Here is a 19,779-nt window from a genome sequence, read left to right as displayed (position 1 = left end):
TTCTATAATTCGCTCGAATTGACAGCTTCATCCAGTCACTCCGTGGGAGAGGGGCAGCCACCGTTTGCCGGCGGCGCGGAGGAAGGATCTTCTGAGGCAGATCGAGCTCAGCCTACGATTTCGGTGTTTCCGGATCTGTTGCGGGAAGTTTTACAGCCGCCAACATGGCGCCTATGGCCGCCACACCCATCGCCAGACCGATCCACACGCCGTAGAGCTTTTGGCCGAGAATCAGACCGCCGATCAGAGGCGATGCAATGTCCGTGAACGCTCCGAGCGATTGGGCGGATCCCATGACGACCCCTTGACGGTTTCCCGGCACATGAACGGACAAGGCCGCAAGATATGTTGGCTTGGCCATGGCATCGCCTGTGCTCACGCAAAGGACCGCCAATGCCAGAAGAGGCACCGTGGTCGCCAGGCTGGCCACCAAAAATCCCGTGCAGACCAGGCCGAATATCAAAAGGATCAGGTGGCGTTCGGAGAGCCCCCGGCTGAGCCAACCCAATACAACGAGCTGGACCAAGATATTGATCACTCCATCAGCCGCGACGATGATGCTGAGGTGCTGGGGGCCGAAAGGCTCCCCATTCCAGATGAACGTCTCCGCGAGGAAGACCGGCACTTGCGAGCTATAGATGCCGTAGGCAAGAAAATGGCATAACATCACAAGAACAAGGATGCGAACAACCGGCGAGGAAAAGACACGAAACGAGATTTTCTCGCGTTGATATTTTGTGGTCTGAGGAGATGCTGCTTGATCTCGCTTGAGCGCAAACAGTGTCAGCCCAACAGCGCCGATCGAGAGGAAAAGGGCTGCGAAGATTGGCGTTGTCAGCGAAGTGTCAGAGAGAAACCCTGACAAGCCGGCCCCGCTAATACCGCCCAAACCTACGCCACCGGTCAGGATACTAAGGGCCTGCCTCCGATCCTCAGGTGTCGTGTGGTCAGCGACGTAACCTGCGGCAGCGGAGAAATTGCCGCCTGTCAGTCCAAAGAGAGCGCGCGCTACAATTACGACGAACACATTTGGCGCAATCGCGAGGAGAAGGAGACTCGCGGCTGCCATAAGTTGGCTCGCAAGAAGAATGCGTTTCCTCCCAAACCTATCTGACAGCTGACCGAGGGTGGGTGCGGCAACAAACTGGATGAAAGCTTCCGTCGCAAGGACAAGGCCGAAGATGAACGGGCTTGCCCCCAAGTCCCGCAGGTAGAACGGCAAGACAGGCAGGACCGACGCCATTCCAGCAGCATAGATGCAAACGATCAGAAAGAGTGGTGCCAAGGTTTGCCAGTTCCGGCGCATCTTGGAAGCGGTTTTCGAATATATGGTGTCGCTCATCCCCACGTCGCCCCCTGAGTAAGGTCGAAAACAGTACGCGATGTACTGTCGTCCTTAGGCCATGCCTTGTCGAAATCCGCGAACGGGACCTTTCTAAAATTGATGTCCAGATTGCCTGGGATCGTGGCACGCAGCACCTCGCCGGTGATTTCAACGAGCCTTTGCACGGATACGCTGCCAATTCCGCAGCCCATTAGCTCGATCGCTGACGCTCTCAACAAAGCACCCGGCAAAGGAATCTCAACACTAGAGACGGACCCCACCTGAACAAAACGCACCGGCGGCCGGTCGCGGCCAGCCTTTGCAGCGGCGGTCAAGAGGCACACGGCGCTCTTTCCCCAGAGATAGTCGATAACGATATCGATGCCTTGTTCAAATTCGTCCACCAATCGGCGTTCGAGCGCTTCCGGTTCTGCCGCGAGCTGGATGGTCGTGACGGCGCCGCTCTGCTTGAGTTCGCCAAGCGCAATCGGATTTCTACCGGTTGCCACAATCTTGCCGGCGCCAAGCCATTTCGCGATCTGCACTGCGAGGCGTCCGGCTGTCCCGGTCGCTCCGTTGATCAATACCGTTTCACCCGGCTGCAAACGGGCCCGTTCTGTCAGCGCCGCCCAAGATGACGCTCCCGGATTGGCAACGGCAGCGGCAGTGAAATCGTCGAGGTCGTCTGGAAGGGGAACACAAAAGCGAGGTGCTGCGACCACGTACTCAGCCATGCTCCCAAACGGCGGTCGGGGAAGACCAAAGTACACACGACGCCCGTCATCGAGCTTGCCAACGCCGTCGATTCCTACGACGAAGGGAAACACCTCGTTCGCGCTGTAGTGGGCACCCGAAACACGCGCCTTGGCGACATGGCTGATCGCGGCTGCGGTGACTTTGATCCAGTTCTCTCCAAAGAGAGGGGCAGGTGGGGAGACCTCACCCAAAACGGGTTCCCTTCCCATCGCCGCGACGATTGCCGCCTTCATCGGCGTTCCTCCTGCAAAGAGGTGAGGTTCACTCCAGCCAAATAGCTTTCTATGTCCTCGTCTCGATCGGCATCGAAGACGGCGCCAACGTATCCGTCCGGACGGACCAGGACGCACTCTCCCGGCATCAGTGAGTAGGCGTCCTTGAAATGCTCCCACGCGTCGAAAAACTCGCCATCGGACCCGATACGGTGAATGTGCAGTCCCGCACGTGACTTGACCGTCTGCCTTGGGAATTCGTATGCCAGCAAGGTCCAATGAGGTCCCTTCAGCAGATCGAAGACGCGGGTGATCTGTCCTCCGGCTCCGCGCAGGGGTGCATCTGGAGCACGCGTGCCGGCAGGAACAGAAGGCTGCGTTGCCGTGCAATTCAGCGACAGTTCGGAAAAAGGATAGTCGATATCGAGCTGACGGACGTCCCTGCCGCGTTGCATCTCTCCTTGCTTCTGGGCGTCAAGCAGGCGGCTTGCCAGGCCGAGCATGGTGGCTGCGACCGGTCTCCTCTCTGCCTCGTAGCTGTCCAGCAAGCGAACTGGCGCGCCGCGCAACACGGCAGAAAGTTTCCAGCCCAGATTGTAGGCGTCCTGCACACTGGTGTTCAGGCCCTGGCCACCAGTCGGCGGATGGACATGGGCAGCATCGCCGACCAGCAATGCCCGGTCGCTCCGATAACTGTCAGCCAGGCGAGCGTTCATTTCGTAGTCTGAGGCCCAATGGACAGCGCGCACGACGACGTCGCTTTGACCTGTGCGCTCCGAGACAAACTTCGTCAGCCCTGCGGGAGTGAGATCCACGTGCGCGTCTTGCGCGACAGGTCCCTGGATCTGGAACAGATCTGTGCCGGCAAGCGGACCGATCCAAATCTGCAAACTTATGTCGCCGCCTCTGGCGAAGCGGTGAGCGACCTCACGGGAAAGCCCGGAAAGCTCGACGTCGGCAACGACAGCACGCGCATCAAGCGTGCTCCCGGGAAAACCGATCCCAAGAGATCGTCGCACGAAGCTCTTGCCGCCGTCAGCGCCGATCAGCCAGCGTGCCCGAATGATTTCTTCGCGCTCATTATGCGCAACGCGGGCAGTAACACCGTCCTCATCCAGCTCGAACCCCTTCAAATCCCGAGCGAACTCAACCCGGCCACCAAGTTCGGCCAGGCGCGAGCGTAAAATCTGTTCGGTTACAAACTGCGGAACCATAAGCGCCAAATGGTAGGGCTCCGCCGGCGTTGGCTGAATGATCTCGCCCATGTCAGCGTCGCTGTAGCTTCCATCGTCCCGATAGGTCCGTTGGCGTGGATAAAGTCCGCCTGCTGCCACAGCCTTGTCGAGAATGCCGAGGTCTTCGAATATTTCCTGGGTTCTGGGCTGTATTCCCTTGCCGCGCGACCCGTGAAAGGGCGCGCCCAGCCGATCGATCAATCGGAAGGAAACCCCGCGCCGAGCAAGTTCAATGGCGAGTGTTAGGCCGGCCGCACCCGCTCCGCAGATGAGTACATCTGCAGCGAAATCATTTGTCATCTCTGCCTCCATGTGTGTATTATGCACATAAATGGAGAAGGAACCGATGTCAACAAACAATGTGCAAAATACACGCACTTCCGCGATGATGCGCGATCTTCACGGTGCCTTGATCGAGATCGTCAGCGCGATGAACCGCCCCCAGCGCGATGACGAACTCGTGCGTGAAGCAGGGATTACGCTGGACCGCGCGCTGTTTCGCCTCCTGATAGCCATCGAGCGTTTCGGGCCGATCGGCGTTGTTGAGCTGGCTGAGCGCATAGGGTTGGATTACACGACGGTTAGTCGGCAGGTCGGTAAGCTCGATAGCCTGGGTCTCGTCGCTCGCAAGGGAAGCGTTGCCGACCGACGCATTCGCGAAGCGGTCATAACGAAGGAGGGAAAGCATATGACCGACAAACTCGATGCGGCGCGCGAGCGGATGAGCCGATCGATCTTCGCTACATGGGATGAGAAGGATGTTGAAGATCTGGTGCGGCTGATGTCCCGATTTGCCGAAGCGTTCAGACACGATAAGAAGGCATGAAGGTCAAGGATCGCTAATCTATCGGAATTCTTCACCACTCATCACGACTGGTGGAAACGCTACCCAACGTCCAACGGTTAGGCAAACACGCAACGCGACAACGGCGAGCGCGAGAAGCAGGATGCCGACAGTGATGCTCGCGATGCGATGATTTAAAGTACCTTGCCGAGCGTGAAGGGCGCCTGGGTTTTCCCGGCTGAGTCCTTTCCTTCGGTTGCGTAAGGAACATCGTGCGCAGGCATCCGGCAACCTTTAGAAATTCGTGCTTTCTGCATTGGTTTAGCTTTTCGCCAACGCGGAAGAAGGTGCGGAAGAAGGTAAGGTGTGGAAATCCACACTCCCGCCACTGGACGAAGGCCTAGTCAGGATGGCGAAAACACCTGCGAAACCCGCAGTGGGCTATCTCCGGTAGGCAATTCAGTTGTTATTGAGAGCGCGCTAAAATGACATCAAACACGTAACCTCGCCTTGCTCGGAAAGATCAATCTCGCGGAGGCGCGGAACCCGATGCCCTCGCCTTCGTTTGTCGTTCAGCAAGCGAGGCTGCATGACCGACAGCAAGCGTATCATGAATGTCCATGAGATCCCGAGTTTTGTCGCCGAGGTGATTGCGGCGGGTTGCGACATCAACGCCGTGGGCAACGACATGTATGTGCTTGGCGACGTCGACGAGCAGCAAGAAGCCAAAGAGGAATTGAGACGGATCGCCCAACGGTACGGCAACCGCGCATCCCTCAAGTCTGAGATTATCACTTACCTTCGGTCGATTGGACGGTTCGTGGATGTGACCTGGCCCAAAACTCTCCACTAGCGCCGGGACTGGACCCGCAACATCCGCGACCGCGTGTTCACCCGTTTGCATGATTGCCCGACACCACGGCGCGGAATAATTTCTGTGGCCGCAAAGCTGCGCGACGAGGGTCGAGTTAATCACGACAGAGGCTACGGCTTCATAGCGCCGGTCGCAATATGGTGGGACTTCCGCGCGGTCCGGGGAGCGATAAATGGGAACCTATCTGATAACCGGAGCAACCGGTGGCATCGGTGAAGCAATCTGCCGACGAATGGCCCCGCATCATTCTTTGATGCTGGTGGCGCGCAATCAGGCCAAACTCGATGCCTTAGCTGGGGATCTTGGTGGAACGCACCGGGCATGGGCGACCGACATAGGTGAGGATCGCGCCATCGATGCTTTCGCAGCGAGAATGGAAAGCGAGCATGTCAATCTGGATGGGGTGGTACTCATGCCACCGCAACCGCATGCTGATGACGATCCAATGCCCGCCCCTGACGTCTGGCGACACTTGTTTCAGGTAAGCTTCATCGGCCCGCTGGGGTTGCTGAAAGCCGCGATCGCACGCATGAACCCGGACCCCGCCCGGGGCCGGCGAGCCAAGATCGTCATCATCTCCGGCATCTCGTCAGCGCAAGTCCTGGGCCACTACGCAACGGCCAACGTCATCAGAACCGCTTGGATCGGCGAAGCCAAAACGCTCGCCTTCGCGCTTGGAAGCCGAGGTATTCACGTCAACACCCTGTCCCTCGGCGGTACACTTTCGCCGTGGTACCGAGACAAACTCGAAACGAAGGCGCAGAAGAACGGCATTTCCTTTGAGGCGCAGCTCGCCATCGAGACGGACAATGTTCCACTCCGCAAATATGGCGAGCCAGCCGAGGTTGCGATCGTGGTCGAGGGATTGCTTTCGCAGTTTTCGGATCACATGACAGGCTTGAACATCCTGCACGATGGCGGTTTTACTCGCGCCTATTAAGGGCGTGGCGCCGCCGACCTTGACACCCTGGCCGACCGGCACTTGAGTCACGAAAGCGCAAGACTGGTTCCCCAACCCGACCGTCATCAGGTCCATCATCCGGACTGAAACAACATTCCAATCGCCGTTTCGGCAAGGCAGAGGTTCGGCTTTCCATGTGACAGCAGCATTGTCTGGATGATAAACGTCAGTTCGAGTGCAACTGGGAATCGCGGAAGAAGACATAATGCTCACTGGTCGGGCCGGCTTCATGCGCACCATTTCGGATTGCGTGCTCCACAGAAATTCGTCACCCGTCAAAGCGTACGGATTTGCCGCCACCGCGGTCTTGATTGCCTTTGTCCTTCGCTATTTCCTAATGGGTGTTCTAGATGATCGGGCAATCTACATTCTTTTCGTGCCCCCCGTCCTCCTTGCAGCCGCAATCGGGGGCATCGGTCCCGGGATCCTTGCTGTCATCGCTTCCATCGGTTCGGCAGCCTATCTTCGGTCACTTACTCCTGGCGGGGTACAGATACCGGAATTGGTCGTGTTCACCACCGTGGGGGTCGCAATTTCCTTCTTGGGAGAAATGCTCCGACGCGCTCAACATGAGTTAACAACCGCTGACGAAGCCTTGCGTACTAGAGAGGCGCATCTCCGGTCGATCCTGGACACTGTTCTCGACGCCACCATCGTCAGCGAGCAGGACGGCACGATCGTATCGTTCAACGCTGCGGCCATCAGACAGTTTGGCTACCGCGAAGATGAGGTGATCGGCCAAAATCTGCGGATGCTGATGCCGCAACCCTATCGCAAGGAACACGACGGCTATCTCGAGCGGTACCTCTCGACCGGTGAAAAACGTATTATCGGAACCGACCGTGTGGTCGTCGGTCAACGAAAGGACGGGTCGACCTTTCCCATGAAACTTGCCGTCGGGGAGATGAGATCCGGTGGTCGAAGGTTTTTCACAGGTTTTATACGCGACCTGACTGAGCGCGAAGAATCGGCCGCTCGTCTGCAAGAGGTTCAGACGGAGTTGGCTCGCCTCGCCCGTCTCAACGAAATGGGCGAAATGGCCTCGACGCTCGCCCACGAATTGAACCAGCCACTCTCCGCTATAGCCAATTATGTCCACGGTTGCGGGCGGCTGCTTCAGCAAGCCGAAAGTCCGCGCGACATCCAGATACGGGATGCGCTGAAGGAAGCCGGCGAACAGAGCCTGCGTGCGGGACAAATCATCAAACACTTGCGGGAATTCGTCACCAAGGGAGAGACGGATAAGTCTCCCCACAACCTGCGGCAACTGGTCGAAGAAGCCGGCGCGCTTGCTTTGGTCGGGTCGCGTGAGAAAGGCGTGCGAACGGTCTTCGATTTCGAATCAGGCGCAGACCAGGTCCTGGTCGACCGAATCCAGATACAGCAGGTGCTGACAAACCTTATGCGCAACGCCGTAGAGGCGATGAAAAATACGCCCAAGAAGGAACTTTTGGTCACCATTCGGCGCTTGGGCACTACAGAGGTCATGATTGCGGTCGAAGACTCCGGCGCTGGCATACCTGAGGAAATTGCCGCCAACTTGTTTAAGCCGTTCACAACGACCAAGGCTGGTGGCATGGGCATTGGGTTGTCGATCTCCAAGCGCATCGTCGAGGCGCATGGTGGCGATCTAACCGTCTTCAGCGGGAGTTTGGGCGGCGCGCGCTTCAGCTTTACCTTGCCGCAATACAACGAGGAAGAAAATGCCGATTGACGATTTCACCGTGCATATTGTCGATGACGAAGAGGCGGTCAGGAAATCGCTCGCATTTTTGTTGACGATGAACGGACTGGGTGTTCGAGTGCACGAGTCCGCCACTGCGTTCCTCTCCGTTGCTCCAAATCTGCGGCAAGCCGTGCTCATTACCGACATGCGCATGCCGGACCTTAGCGGATTGGACCTCATTCGCCGACTGGTCGCCCTCAAGACAACCATCCCGTCGATCATGATAACTGGCCATGGGGATGTGCCGATGGCGGTCGAAGCGATGAAAGCGGGAGCCGTAGACTTCATTGAAAAGCCCTTTGACGACCACACCATTGTTGAAGCGATCCGACGCGCCTCTGAGCGTTTGAGCGATGCATCGTCGCCAATCGAGAGTGCTGAAGACATTCGGGCGCGCATCAGCACCCTCAGCGACCGCGAGCGTCAGGTTCTAACCGCGGTCGTTGCTGGACAACCGAACAAGGCGATCGCCTTTACGCTCGACATCAGCCCGCGCACCGTTGAAGTTCACCGGGCGAACGTCATGGCGAAGATGCAGGCCCGCAGTCTCCCGGAACTTGTCAGAATGTCTCTCGCAGCGGAAACCGCAGACTAATCGCGCCATCATCTTGATCTGGGACAAAGCCTGGACTTTCAGTCTGTGCGAAGTTTGAGGAATTATCGCTCGAACCCACGGAACTGCAGTGTCCAGCCCGCCACCTGTCGTCACCATTGCGAAAGACGAAGCCTTGCTCCGCTCATTGGTCTTCGCAATGCAGGCGCATGGATACCAGGTCGAGCAGTTCCAGTCATGGCTTGCAGCAAAAGAGCGAAGCTCTGCGGCCGAGATCCTCGTGCTTGACGGATCTCTTCCGGTGACGGACATCGAAGCATGCTTGGCGCTGGCGGCCGGCAAGAGAGTCCTGTTGCTTGCAGATGAAGACATCGACCGGGCGAGGCCTCAGAACATTCTTGTCCTTCACAAACCTCTTTCCGGCCCCGATGTCATCGCGGCCTTGGCCGCACTACGTAGTAATGCGTAGTGGAACGAACGAATTTCGCACGCGGCCATGCTTCGTCATGATCTGACCATCAACAAAGGGTCGGTCCCATGCACGCTTCTACCGCTTCCATCGCCTCCTCCTTCGGCTTTAATGCCGCTGCCAGCCTTGTTGGTCGGTCGTTTGCTCGGCCGCGCCCGGTCGCATTCTACGACGCAGAAACCGAAATCTATGCCCAAGGCGAACTGGCGGGTGCGCTCTATCGGATCGAGTACGGCGCGGTTCGGATTTTCCGTCTCCTCGCCGACGGACGCCGGCAGGTCGTGGCGTTTCACGTTGCCGGAGAAACCTTCGGCTTCGAAGCGAGGGCCATGCGTAGCTTCTTTGCTGAAAGCATCGTGCCCACGGGTTTGACCACCGTCGCCATCGAAGAAACAGGCCATGGTACTCCCGAATTGATGGCGCTGGCGCTGGAGAGCATGGTGCGGGCGCAGGAACATCTTCTGGTCGTCGGAAAACAGAACGCGCTTGAAAAAGTGGCCGTCTTCCTCGTTGACCTTTTCGAACGTCAAGGCGCAAACGGCACGATCGACCTGCCAATGACCCGAACAGATATCGGCGACTATCTCGGTATGACAATCGAAACGGTTTCACGGAGCTTTTCGAAGCTGCGCGCTATGGGAATCATCCGGCTCGAGAGCACGCGTTGCGTAAAAGTCTTGAACCTCACGGCGCTCCGTCGCATGGGCGAATAGACAAGATGACGCATCGCCGCGACGATGGGCCCCGATTGGGTAGCAAGCCTAGCAAGGTCGTGACGCCCGCATTATCCTTGGACCTCGCTACCGCATAAGAGCCGCGGCGCTGGTTGCCGTCGCCGTCCAATCCGACGATTCTCTGCACAGGATGGACGGCTTAGATGGCTACACCCGCCACCTCACGAGGCTGGAAGATGAGGGATTCGTCTGTTAGCCCTTTACGGGCTCGTCCGGTTCCTCGGTTTCTCTCTCGACGAAGTTGTCGCTTACACAAACGACCGCTCATCAGCGACGATACGACTTACCCTTTCTCAGCGCGAGCATCGTCATCACGTCCGCCTGCAAATCCAGGCAGATCTGACGATACTCATCTATCAAGTGCTCACGCCTCGTCATCTCTCGCTCGAGCTTGTCGAGTGTCGTCGATGCCAATGCGTAGGCCTCGAAAAGCTCACAGATGCGTTCGTCCATCGCGCCCCGCAACTGCTCGCGATGGCGTGGCGCGACGTCCGGCAAACATCATTGCTTATTACGTGCGGAAGGGAAGTACGTAACAGTTAAGACTTGCGATGGCATCTGCCGGTAATGTCACGTTGTTTGACTGAAGCCTGATGAAACACTTTCCATCGAGTCAGGCGGCGATGCCGGTTATGGCCTTCCACTGGGCCATTGCCCGCATCCGGTGAATTTGGGTGCACAGGGCAGAACGCTTCTGTGATTGCGGGACGAAAAGATTTCTGACCGCCGAAAACACTGATATGAATCGCTGCAAGGCGCCCGCGGATCGGAAACCCTGCATCACCCGCTCTCGTTTTCGCAGCGGCAGGTGTGAATTTTCCGCCCGATTGTTCAGGCCCTCGTGCGATCGGTGTTCGACGCTCGGCATCGCCTCCCCTTGGCCGCTCCATACGAGCGCAGTTTGTCGGTGATGATCCGCTCCGGCGTGAGGCATTGCTTCTTCAGCAGCCTCACCAGCAATCGCTTGGCCGCCTTCGTATCACGACGAGCCTGAACGATTTCGTCGAGAACGTACCCGTCTTGGTCGACCGCTCGCCATAGCCAATGCTTTCGACCCGCGATGGAGATGACCACTTCGTCCAGATGTCAGACATCTTTTCGTGACGGCTTCTTTCTGCGCAGTTGTTTGGCATAGGCCGGCCCGAACTTGCGGCCCCATCGCCGGATCGTTTCATAGGACACGATAATGCCACGCTCCAGCAGCATTTCCTCGACCAGCCGCAGGCTCAACGGGAACCGGAAATACAGCCACACCGCGCGGGCGATGATCTGCGGCGGGAAACGGTGGTTCTTGTAGCTGACGATCGATGAATTCATCACCGACCGATAGCCATCAACCGTTAAGCCGCAAATAACGTGACATCACCGCTTCATGACATCAAGAGCCGCGGATACACCGGCAGCTTTTCCAATCTTGAACGCCTCCTGGCGACCTGGCGCAGCGTCGAGAGGCCGGAAGTGGATAATGGTGATGCGGCGCCGGCTCGGATTGGGCTCGCCGCCAGAACACTTGACAATGCGCCTGTGCGTGATCCGCAAAGCGGTCATTTGATTGCACCGGTTGTCACCGCTACTCTTTGCATCAAGCCGCGCGGCGCGCTTACCATCCAATCAAGCACGGAAAGTGGATGCCCTCAAACACGGATCACAGACGTTTGCTGTTTTGCGCAGCTTCTCCATGCGATTTCGCGGAATATTTCATGGCCGGACTTCGGCGAAACTCGAAGAATGGATCGATGATGCCATTCATTCTGGCCTCATTCTCCCGGCCCGTTTTGCCCGGGTTCCTCGCGGCGATATAGACGCCGTCTGTAACGCCATCTCCTGGAGCAATGGTCAGGCGGGGGTCAGATTAACCGACTGAAGACGATCAAGTGCGCAATGTATGGCCGAGCGGGTTCAGAACTTCTAAGAGCGCGAATGATGCCAATCAAATCGGCCGATCTCCACACAAAGTGAGGCAGACCCCAGTTAAATGCCAAACGACATCCGTTGCTCCGCGAGCCTTTGAAGGCGGAGCATGTGAAGCCGCGCCTTATCGGCCACTGGGGTACGACGCCGAGCCTCAACTTCATCTATGCCCATCTCAACCGCATCATCCGGATGCGCGATGCCGATGTCCTCTATATCGGCGGCCCCGGCCACGGCGGGCCGGGCATTGTGGCCAATACCTATCTGGAAGGTACCTATTCGCAGGTCTATCCCGAGATCGGCGAGGACGAGGCGGGGCTGAAGGCGCTGTTCCGGCAGTTCTCCGTCCCCGGTTGTCGACCCGAGCGGTGGACGCATGACTCTCGGCGACGAGCTGATCTATGACGATTGATGGAAGATCCGCGATCTGCGCGCGTTGAGGCGCGACAAAATCGGCTTTGTCTTCCAGGCGCCTTACCTCATTCCCTTTTTGGACGTGACCGACAATGTCGCCCTGCTTCCCATGCTTGCCGGCCGTGATCCGGATCCACAACGACATGGCTATCAAATTCGGAACGGCGATCATCGTCGTCACGCACGACGAAAAGATCATCCCCACCCTCAGGCGCATCTACCACATCCGCGACGGTTCACCCACGAAGAAGCAGGCGAAGGGCGCGGCTTCGACACAGGCCCGTGAGAACGATTATCTTGCCGCTGCAACTGTGGCGGTGTTTGCTGACCGGAAGCTGACGACAATTCCTGCCGATCGTCAGTAGCCCGTCAGTCCCTCTGTGCATGATTTCCTCCATCAACAACACACAGCCCAGGAGAATAAATCATGAGAAAGACATTGGCAGTGCTTGCACTGCTCGCGGCGCTTCCGGCAACGTCCGCGTTTGCTGGAGAAGTGTGCGACGTTCCGCCTCAGAAGAGGCAATCCTTCGAAGCGCTCGGGAAGCTTGCGGGCGACTTCGGATGGACCATCGACAAGATGAAGATCGACGATGGCTGCTACGAACTTCGTGTCACTGACACCAGCGGAAACGTCCTCAAGGTGAAGATCGATCCCGCAACGCTCGAGGTCGTCGATGGCAGCGTCAAGCGCTTCGGCGATGGCAGCACCATCGGTACGTCGCCGGAGACGGAATTGGACTAGCGATGGTTGCGTTGCGAGTGGGCTTGGCCTCGAAGCTGTCTATCTGTGGGTGACACCGGGCCGCCCGGCGGGCGAGCGATCTTGGTCTTGATCGCAGACCTGCCGGGATCTGGTGATCGCTCAATGGCCGTAGACCGCGTAGTTGGCGAGTGAGGTTCCAAAGGCCGGATGTATCTTGAAACGATCCTTTAATTAGAATAATTCTAAACTGAATATCTCGCTGCGTTTTCCATCACGGAATGAGGTTGCGTCGATGCAGCATCATCCCGCTGCACAGACATCACTGCCCGGAGCACCATTGATGCGCGCCCTTCACAAGGAAAATCATCTAATCCAACGCATAGGCTGGCTTCGGGCGGCTGGACTGGGCCGCCAATGACGGGTTGATCTCGACGTCGAGCCTGATCGTCGGTGTCGCGACGGCGACCAACGCCTCACATGAGATCCTTGTTGCCGGCGTGGCCGGTCTGGTGGCCGGGGCGATGTCGATGGCCGCGGGCGAATATGTGTCCGTCAGCTCGCAGGCCGATACCGAGGAGGCCGACATGGCGCGGGAGCGTCACGAACTGGGGACGCAGCCGGAGGCCGAACTGGCCGAGCTAGCCGCGATCTACGAGCAGCGCGGCGTGGCCCCGGATCTGGCCCGGCAGGTCGCCGAACAGATGATGGCGAAGGATGCCTTCGAAGCCCATGGGCGGGACGAACTCGGATTGGCGAGCCATGTGATGGCAAGACCGGTTCAAGCCGCGCTGACCTCGGCGGTCACGTTTGCGGCGGGCGCCGCTTTGCCGTTGATCGTCGCCCTGCTTGCGCCGGCCGGAACGGCTGCATGGACCGTATCCCTTGCTTGCCTCATCGGTCTTGCCATCCTCGGCGCAATCGGGGCACGGGCGGGCGGCGCCAGCATCTCGAAACCGACCATCCGGGTGGTGTTCTGGGGCGCCGTCGCGATGGCCTCGACCGCATTGATCGGCTCCCTGATCGGCCGGGCGGTGTGACGATGAAACGCGTGTCGTTCGATTTCCAGACCGTCATGTCGGCAATTGCGGTCCTCGGGATGATGCTGGCCGTCATCGGGACCTGGCCGGCGGCGGAAGGGCTTTCCATTCTAAGGTCGCCCGGTCTGGCGATGGTCTATTTAGCCGGCGGGCTTCCCGCCACCTGGAGCGCCCTGACGGCGTTGTGGCGCGATCATATCCTCGACATCGATCTGCTGATGGTCGTCGCGGCCGTGGCGGCGGCGATCGTCGGGGCGCCGTTCGAAGGCGCGGTGCTGCTGACGCTCTTCAGCGTGTCGACCACGCTCGAACATCAGGCTTTGGGACGCGCACGCCGGGCTGTTGAGGCGCTCATGGCGCTCCGGCCGGAGACGGCTTTCCGCAAAAGGGAGGATGGCACCGTCGTGGAGGTTCCCGCTGCGGAGCTTGCCGTCGGCGATGTGGTGGTGCTGCGTCCGGGCGGACGCGTGCCGACAGACGGTGTGATCCTGTATGGCCACGGCGGGATCGACGAGGCCAATATCACCGGTGAGTCGATGCCGGTCTCCAAGGAACCGGCGACCAGGTCTTCGAGGCGACCGTCAATCTTGACGGGGTCCTTGACGTGACCGTCACCAGGACGGTCGGCGACAGCACGATCGCGCGCATGATCCAGCTCGTCACCGAGGCGCAGGAAGCGAAGGCGCCATCCGAGCGCTTCAGCGCGTGGTTCGGCCAGCGTTATACCGTCGGTGTCCTGCTGGGCTCCGCTCTGGCCCTTGCGGTCTTCTATTGGCTTGGCCGCGACTGGGAGCAGCCCCTCTACAAGGCCGCGACCCTGCTGGTCGCCGCCAGTCCCTGCGCGATCGTGATATCGGTCCCGGCAGCGATCCTGTCGGCGCTCTCCGCCGCGGCGCGAGGCGGCGTGCTGTTCAAGGGGGGCGGTGCGCTTGAAACGCTCGCCGCTGTCGATACCTTCGCCTTTGACAAGACCGGGACCCTGACCAATGGACGTGCGGAGGTCACGCGCATTGTCGCCCTGGATGGTGAGGATCGCCGTTTCCTTTCGCTCTTTGCCGGGCTGGAAGCGCATTCCGAGCATCATATCGCTGCCGCCATCCGTCGTGAGGCTCTGGTTCATGGCGTTGAGCCGGCAGCGGTCGTGGACGTGACCTCCCATCCGAGCGCCGGTATCGTCGGCTACGATACCTTCGGCCCGATATGGGCCGGCAATGCCCACCTCGTCGGAGAGATGGGTGCCTCGGTGGATCATGTCGCGTTCCGGGAACTCGCCGACAGCGCTCAAACCGTGGTCTATCTCGGGCGCGGTGCGACCGTTCTGGGGGCGGTCAGTGTTGCGGACGAAGCAAGAGCCAGCTCAGCCCCGGCGCTGGCCGCGCTTCGCGCCGGTGGTATCAACCGCATCGTCATGATGACCGGCGACCGCAGGCCGGTGGCCTTGCGCATCGGTGCGGAACTTGGCCTTGCGCCCGACGAGATTCATGCCGAGATGCTGCCGCAGGACAAGGTGCTCCAGGTCGGCGACCTCGCGCGTGGTGGCAAGGTCGCTTTCGTTGGCGATGGCGTCAACGATGCCGCCGCATTGGCTCGTGCCGATGTCGGCATCGCGATGGGAGCGGCGGGGTCGGACGTCGCACTGCAGGCCGCCGACGTCGCCCTGTTGTCGGAAGACATGAAGAAGCTGGCCGATGCGCACCGGCTGGCACGGCGGACGGCGTCATCATCCGACAGAATCTCGTCGTCGCGATCGGCGCGATGCTGCTGCTCGTGACCGGCGGCCTGTTCTTCGACCTGCCGCTTCCGCTCGCGGTGATCGGACACGAAGGCGGTACCGTTCTGGTCGTGCTGAATGGTCTACGCCTCCTGTCGGACGGAATCCGCACCGGCGACGGGAACTTCCACCGTTCTCGTCAATCTGAGCTCCAGGATCGAGCAGGCAGCACGTCCGGATCGCGGGCGACCTCGCCCACCACACCATGATCGGCCCCAGTGCTGATAGGTCGGCAGCCAGACCTTCCCTGTCCTAAAAAACCGCAAAGGTACACAAATGCTGACTTTGACATGGCTCGGCGCGGCCGGAACCGTAACCGGGTCGAAACATCTCCTTACACACGACGGTCACCGCATCCTTATCGACGGACTGTTCGAGGGACCCAAGAACCTGCGCGAGCTGAACTGGGAGAAGCTTCCGGTTCATCCGGGGGCGATCGACGCGGTCATCCTGACGCATGCTCATCTCGACCATTCCGGATAGTCGCCGGCATCGGATAACACATGCCTCGTCTCACTTGCGCCAGATCAAGAAAGGTCCTTTGCCAATGGCGTATCAGGGGGAAAATGAAGGATCGGATTGTGGTCAAGGCAGAAGAGCTACCCTCAAGTTTCCGCCACGTGCGGTTGGTTCTCACTCGCGGCAAAGATCATCCGGAGGGAGATCGGGCAGTAGGCTATGATCTTCTGGTTCCGCTCAACCACGAAGGGTTCCTTGATCCGCTCGAATGGAAGAAATCTCGCGACGCCTGTCGCGTCCGATATTTCCGGGACGGTAAGACGGCCCGCATCGGGCTGTTGCGGCGCAAGCCCGGCGGGCAGTGGTATTTCGATTACGAGCCGGGTGATCGGGACGACGAGATCGGTTTCCGCCTGGGCGAGGAATGCTTCCGACTTGGCGAATACATCTCGGTCGGGCGGGAAGGCGCGTTTGTCACCTATCAGGTCGCGCGCGTCGAAAAGCCCTGACGCCGGGGCGAAATTGCAGAAAAGGAGAAAGAACCTTGTCGAATACACCTCACACTCTTGGCGACGAATTCCCGGACCAGATGGACGCCATTCATGCCCTGAAGGCGAAAAGCCCCGAGTTTGCGCATGTTTTGACGGAATATGACGCGGTGAACGACAAGATTCATCGGTCCGAGACACGTCTCGACGCCATTTCTGAAGCAGCCGAGGCCGATCTGCGCCGCCAGCGGCTGATGCTAAAAGACAAGATCGTGGCATCGCTCCGCAACGCGTGACGGGACAGCGAGGCCGCGTTTTGCTGCCCCGCTTGCATTACCCGGTTTCGGGGAGATCAGTGACACCACTTTCCCCGAAACCATCGCCTACAGCCGACCAGACCGACCATCAAGGCCCGAGTGTGGCTGCATGCCCGGCCGCAATCTCCCCCTCACCGAAGGCGGCGATACCGGCAGCGTTTGCCTCGTCGGTTTCGATGTGCATTTCGGTGAATGCCTTCTCGCCGACGAGTGCCAGAACTTGCGTAAAGGTCAGTCCGCGGGCGCCGTGCACCGACGCGCACATCGATCAATTCCCGGTCCGCGAGGCCAAGCCTGGCCGCGTCCTGCGGGGTGGCATGGATGTGGCGCGCCGCCACGATCAGCCCGTCACTCAAGAGCTTGCCGGCCGGGCCGATCAATGTCACAGAAGGTGTACCGTCAAGCTGGCCGCTTTCGCGCAACGGCACGTCGATGCCGAGCACGAAGCTGTCGGTACGTGAGACCTCCACTTGCCGACGCTCCCACAACGGTCCGAGAATAGCAACCCGCTCCAGTCTTTCTTTCGGACCTTCCAGTGTTACCCGCTCTTGCGCTGCCCAATGCCCCGGTTGGCGGAGCGGCTTTGTCCGCCTCAAGGTAGTCCTTGCCGAACAAAGTTTCGACGGCTGCGGCCGAAAATGGACGTGACGACCGGAAACGGCCACCGGGATCGTTTCAGTGGCCGGCGCTTTACGGGCAAGCGCATGCGCCGTCTCGCGAGCGATCATCAATTGCTCTGCCGTTTCCGTCACGATGACACGAACACGCGAGCCGTAGGACTGAGTTTGCGGAGCGGCATGGTCGGATAGATCCGGCGCGTCATTGCGGTCGAAGTCGAGTTGCACCCCCATGAACGCAAGGCCGTCGCAGATGCGCCTTCGCATCGAGGCGATATCGAATACACCGAATTTGAGACTGGAGCTGCCGGCGTTCAAGACGAGAATTTTCATTCAGTTTCCCTGATCGTTGAACAGTGTTCCGTGGTCTGCGGGGTGATGCGCCGAAGTGCGTTCAGGCCCTGGCAAAGTTGTTGGTTGCTGGGCCTCAGTTCACAGACGGCCAATATACAGAGACGCTGCCGTGCCGGTCGCAAGGCCGAGCACACTAAGGGCGCCGACGCGCCCGCCGATCCTTGAGCCTCCGACCCATGCCGCCATCACGGCTTTGACAAGTGTATTCATGGCCACGGCGATCAGGATCGCATCCGCCGCAAGACCGGGCTCGATCGAATGCGACGCCAGGCGGGCCATGGAGATCGAAATCGCATCCACATCGGCGATCCCCGAAGCGGCGGCTGTCACCAGGACGCCCGCATTCCCGAATGACTGCTGAAGCAGATGCGACACCACCATGACCATGGTGATGAGCGTCCCCATTTTCAGGGCGGGCGCCAATTCCAGGGGGTTGGTGATCGTAAGTTCCGGCTGTTCGGAGGAGCCGCGACTCTGCAACAGCAGGAGCCCGGCGCCGATGGCGAGCACGCCACCGCCGATGAGGAACGGCCATTTGAGGTGCGGAAGCAAGCTTTGGTTCAAGGCCGTCGCCACGACTGCGACGCGGATGATCATGGTCAAGCCGGAAAGAAGCACGCCGCAGGAAAGCAGCGTGCTGGACTCGGGGTGTCGGCGGGCAAGCCTTGCCAGCGTCAAGGTCGTCGCTGTCGAAGAGGCGAGCCCGCCCGCAATCGCCGTCATCAGGACCCCAAGCCGGTCCCCGAACACGCGGACAGCGACGTAGCCGGCGAAGGAGACTGCGGCAATCAGGATGGTCAGCAACCAGATCTCATATGGATTCACGGTGCCCCAGGGATCGACCGGCCTGTTCGGCAGGATCGGCAGCATGAGAAAGGTCATTGCCAGAAGCGTCAGGCCCGACCGGATCTCATTCCAGCTCAGCGATGCGACCCAACGATGCAACGGCTCGCGCAGGGCAAGCAGCACAGCCGTGGCAACAGCCCCCGCGATGCCGGCTGCAAGGTCGCCGACGACGGCAAGCGTTCCCAGCAGGAACGTGGCTATGCCGGCGACGACGGATGTCGCGCTGTAATTTCGTTCGGCCCGCGCTTCGAGCCAGTGATAGGAGGTGAATGCCGCGGTGAATCCCAGGAAGACAAGACCGATCACGAGGCCTGAGTCGAACTGCCGGGCCAGGGCGCCGGTAATGCCGCCGGTGAGACCGGTCAGCGCGAACGTTCGTAGACCTGCCGCTCGCTGATGGTCTTCCTCGTTGCGGGTACGCCATCCATGCTCCAGGCCGATCAGCAGACCGATCGAAAGCGATATCGCAAGGCGGCTGAGCAGGGCGTCAGTGTCCATAGTCTCCCGAGTTGCCTTTCAGCATCTGGCGTCGATGTCGATGATCATTTGTCTATGAAGAACCTTGCCTCAAACCCGTCAATTCTGCCGCTCGCGGGGGATTGGAGTTCTATCCGCCCATTTGTTCCGGCAGCGATGGTCCGGGCGATGGCGAGCCCGAGGCCGGCCCCTCGCACCAGAGCCTGACCGCGCTCGAAGGGCTCGCTCAGCCGCGCAAGCACTGCGGAAGGCACGACCGGGCCGGCGTTCGTGACGCGCAGACAGCCGTCTGCCGACAAGGTGACGGCGACTGGCTCGTCCCGCACGCCATGCTTGAGGGCGTTTTCGATCAGGTTCCGGGCCAGGATGGCGAAGGCGTCGGCGTCGATGCTTGCGAACACCGGCGCGTCTGGCAGTGCCAAGTCGATGCGCCCTGCCGTCTCGGCCTGCCCGTCGAATTCGCTCACAACCATCCGCAGGATGGCGCCGATCGCGACCGGCGCCTCGGCGAGAAGGCGTCCGCCCTCGGCTCTCGCCAGTTGCATGAGTTTCTCGGTGAGGCGGGAAAGGCGCCGCAAGGCGATCTGCATATCCTCGGCGCGCTCACGCGTGGCGTCGTCCGGCGCTTGCGCGATCATGCGCTGCGCCTGCGCCAGTGCCGCAGCTACCGGTGTCCGCAGTTCATGGGCCGATTTGGCCGCGAGACTGCGCTCGGCCTGCAAGGTACGCGTCAATCGGTCCAGGAGGTGGTTGA

17 protein-coding genes and 8 pseudogenes are annotated in these 19,779 nt (G+C 59.8%); 16 read left to right on the top strand and 9 right to left on the bottom strand.

Features of this window, described 5'->3' with window-relative positions; genetic code table 11:
• Positions 1-112: 112 nt before the first annotated feature.
• From I8N66_RS12065 to I8N66_RS12055, 3 genes are read right to left on the bottom strand one after another with little or no spacing between them, the layout of a single operon-like run.
• Positions 113-1,342: an MFS transporter gene (locus I8N66_RS12065; protein WP_291153951.1), complete on the bottom strand. Its 1,230-nt coding sequence runs from the start codon at positions 1,340-1,342 to the stop codon at positions 113-115.
• Positions 1,339-2,313, bottom strand: coding sequence for a zinc-binding alcohol dehydrogenase family protein (locus tag I8N66_RS12060; RefSeq protein ID WP_291153949.1), 975 nt, complete (start codon positions 2,311-2,313; stop codon positions 1,339-1,341). The genes I8N66_RS12065 and I8N66_RS12060 overlap by 4 nt, the downstream gene beginning before the upstream one ends.
• On the bottom strand, positions 2,310-3,827 hold the full coding sequence (locus I8N66_RS12055) for an FAD-dependent oxidoreductase (protein WP_291153947.1): 1,518 nt from the start codon (positions 3,825-3,827) through the stop codon (positions 2,310-2,312). Before I8N66_RS12055 ends, I8N66_RS12060 begins: the two co-directional genes overlap by 4 nt.
• Before the next feature lie 46 nt (positions 3,828-3,873).
• Between I8N66_RS12055 and I8N66_RS12050 the strand changes: the two genes are divergently transcribed.
• From I8N66_RS12050 to I8N66_RS12020, 7 genes are all read left to right on the top strand, one after another.
• Entirely contained in the window at positions 3,874-4,353 is a 480-nt protein-coding gene (locus I8N66_RS12050) for a MarR family winged helix-turn-helix transcriptional regulator (RefSeq protein WP_291153945.1), read from the top strand.
• A gap of 547 nt (positions 4,354-4,900) precedes the next feature.
• Complete coding sequence (locus tag I8N66_RS12045; protein WP_049810946.1) at positions 4,901-5,164, top strand: hypothetical protein; 264 nt, start codon at positions 4,901-4,903, stop codon at positions 5,162-5,164.
• 193 nt (positions 5,165-5,357) lie between these two features.
• A complete protein-coding gene (locus tag I8N66_RS12040) occupies positions 5,358-6,125 on the top strand; it encodes an SDR family oxidoreductase (RefSeq protein WP_060581915.1) in 768 nt (255 codons plus the stop codon).
• A 250-nt stretch (positions 6,126-6,375) separates the two neighbouring features.
• The gene (locus I8N66_RS12035) at positions 6,376-7,860 is read left to right on the top strand and encodes a PAS domain-containing sensor histidine kinase (RefSeq protein ID WP_060582018.1); all 1,485 of its coding nucleotides are present in this window, start codon (positions 6,376-6,378) and stop codon (positions 7,858-7,860) included.
• On the top strand, positions 7,856-8,467 hold the full coding sequence (fixJ, locus tag I8N66_RS12030; RefSeq protein WP_029742523.1) for a response regulator FixJ: 612 nt from the start codon (positions 7,856-7,858) through the stop codon (positions 8,465-8,467). The genes I8N66_RS12035 and fixJ overlap by 5 nt, the downstream gene beginning before the upstream one ends.
• 88 nt (positions 8,468-8,555) lie before the next feature.
• Entirely contained in the window at positions 8,556-8,894 is a 339-nt protein-coding gene (locus tag I8N66_RS12025) for a hypothetical protein (RefSeq protein ID WP_029742522.1), read from the top strand.
• A 68-nt stretch (positions 8,895-8,962) separates the two neighbouring features.
• Positions 8,963-9,607 (top strand): helix-turn-helix domain-containing protein, encoded by a 645-nt coding sequence (locus tag I8N66_RS12020; RefSeq protein WP_060581916.1) that lies wholly within the window; start codon positions 8,963-8,965, stop codon positions 9,605-9,607.
• Positions 9,608-9,895: 288 nt separating this feature from the next.
• Here I8N66_RS12020 and I8N66_RS12015 read toward each other — a convergent pair whose 3' ends face one another.
• A complete protein-coding gene (locus I8N66_RS12015) occupies positions 9,896-10,126 on the bottom strand; it encodes a hypothetical protein (RefSeq protein ID WP_060581917.1) in 231 nt (76 codons plus the stop codon).
• A gap of 115 nt (positions 10,127-10,241) precedes the next feature.
• Positions 10,242-10,937: pseudogene (locus I8N66_RS12010) on the bottom strand (IS6 family transposase).
• A 62-nt stretch (positions 10,938-10,999) separates the two neighbouring features.
• Here I8N66_RS12010 and I8N66_RS12005 point away from each other — a divergent pair.
• The 9 genes and pseudogenes from I8N66_RS12005 to I8N66_RS11965 form a co-directional block, all read left to right on the top strand.
• Positions 11,000-11,587 (top strand): annotated as a pseudogene (locus I8N66_RS12005) (transposase); the annotation flags it as partial.
• Between the two features lie 24 nt (positions 11,588-11,611).
• Positions 11,612-11,893, top strand: a pseudogene (locus I8N66_RS12000) (phosphoketolase); the annotation flags it as partial.
• A pseudogene (locus tag I8N66_RS37535) lies at positions 11,892-12,239 on the top strand (ABC transporter ATP-binding protein); the annotation flags it as partial. The pseudogenes I8N66_RS12000 and I8N66_RS37535, both read left to right, overlap by 2 nt.
• A gap of 141 nt (positions 12,240-12,380) precedes the next feature.
• Positions 12,381-12,698, top strand: a complete 318-nt coding sequence (locus I8N66_RS11990; protein ID WP_060581920.1) for a PepSY domain-containing protein — start codon at positions 12,381-12,383, stop codon at positions 12,696-12,698.
• A 301-nt stretch (positions 12,699-12,999) separates the two neighbouring features.
• A pseudogene (locus tag I8N66_RS11985) lies at positions 13,000-13,696 on the top strand (VIT family protein).
• Between the two features lie 62 nt (positions 13,697-13,758).
• Positions 13,759-15,676 (top strand): annotated as a pseudogene (locus I8N66_RS11980) (cation-translocating P-type ATPase).
• Between the two features lie 67 nt (positions 15,677-15,743).
• Positions 15,744-15,947 (top strand): annotated as a pseudogene (locus tag I8N66_RS11975) (MBL fold metallo-hydrolase); the annotation flags it as partial.
• 86 nt (positions 15,948-16,033) lie between these two features.
• Entirely contained in the window at positions 16,034-16,435 is a 402-nt protein-coding gene (locus tag I8N66_RS11970; RefSeq protein WP_060581922.1) for a hypothetical protein, read from the top strand.
• 35 nt (positions 16,436-16,470) lie between these two features.
• On the top strand, positions 16,471-16,710 hold the full coding sequence (locus I8N66_RS11965) for a DUF465 domain-containing protein (RefSeq protein ID WP_023513018.1): 240 nt from the start codon (positions 16,471-16,473) through the stop codon (positions 16,708-16,710).
• Positions 16,711-16,819: 109 nt separating this feature from the next.
• Here the strand turns inward: I8N66_RS11965 and I8N66_RS11960 are convergent, their stop codons facing one another.
• The 4 genes and pseudogenes from I8N66_RS11960 to I8N66_RS11945 form a co-directional block, all read right to left on the bottom strand.
• A complete protein-coding gene (locus I8N66_RS11960) occupies positions 16,820-16,996 on the bottom strand; it encodes a PduL/EutD family phosphate acyltransferase (protein ID WP_246812644.1) in 177 nt (58 codons plus the stop codon).
• 37 nt (positions 16,997-17,033) lie between these two features.
• Positions 17,034-17,459: pseudogene (locus I8N66_RS11955) on the bottom strand (PduL/EutD family phosphate acyltransferase); the annotation flags it as partial.
• A gap of 321 nt (positions 17,460-17,780) precedes the next feature.
• Positions 17,781-19,046, bottom strand: a complete 1,266-nt coding sequence (locus tag I8N66_RS11950) for an MgtC/SapB family protein (RefSeq protein WP_060581924.1) — start codon at positions 19,044-19,046, stop codon at positions 17,781-17,783.
• 44 nt (positions 19,047-19,090) lie between these two features.
• The coding region (locus I8N66_RS11945; protein WP_291153929.1) for an ATP-binding protein at positions 19,091-19,779 on the bottom strand (689 nt) is incomplete at its 5' end.

Source organism: Ensifer sp. SSB1 (genome assembly GCF_016652895.1).
Taxonomy (GTDB): Bacteria; Pseudomonadota; Alphaproteobacteria; order Rhizobiales; family Rhizobiaceae; genus Ensifer.
Note: the sequence above shows the minus strand (reverse complement) of the source record. Positions and strands in the feature narration are given on the sequence as shown.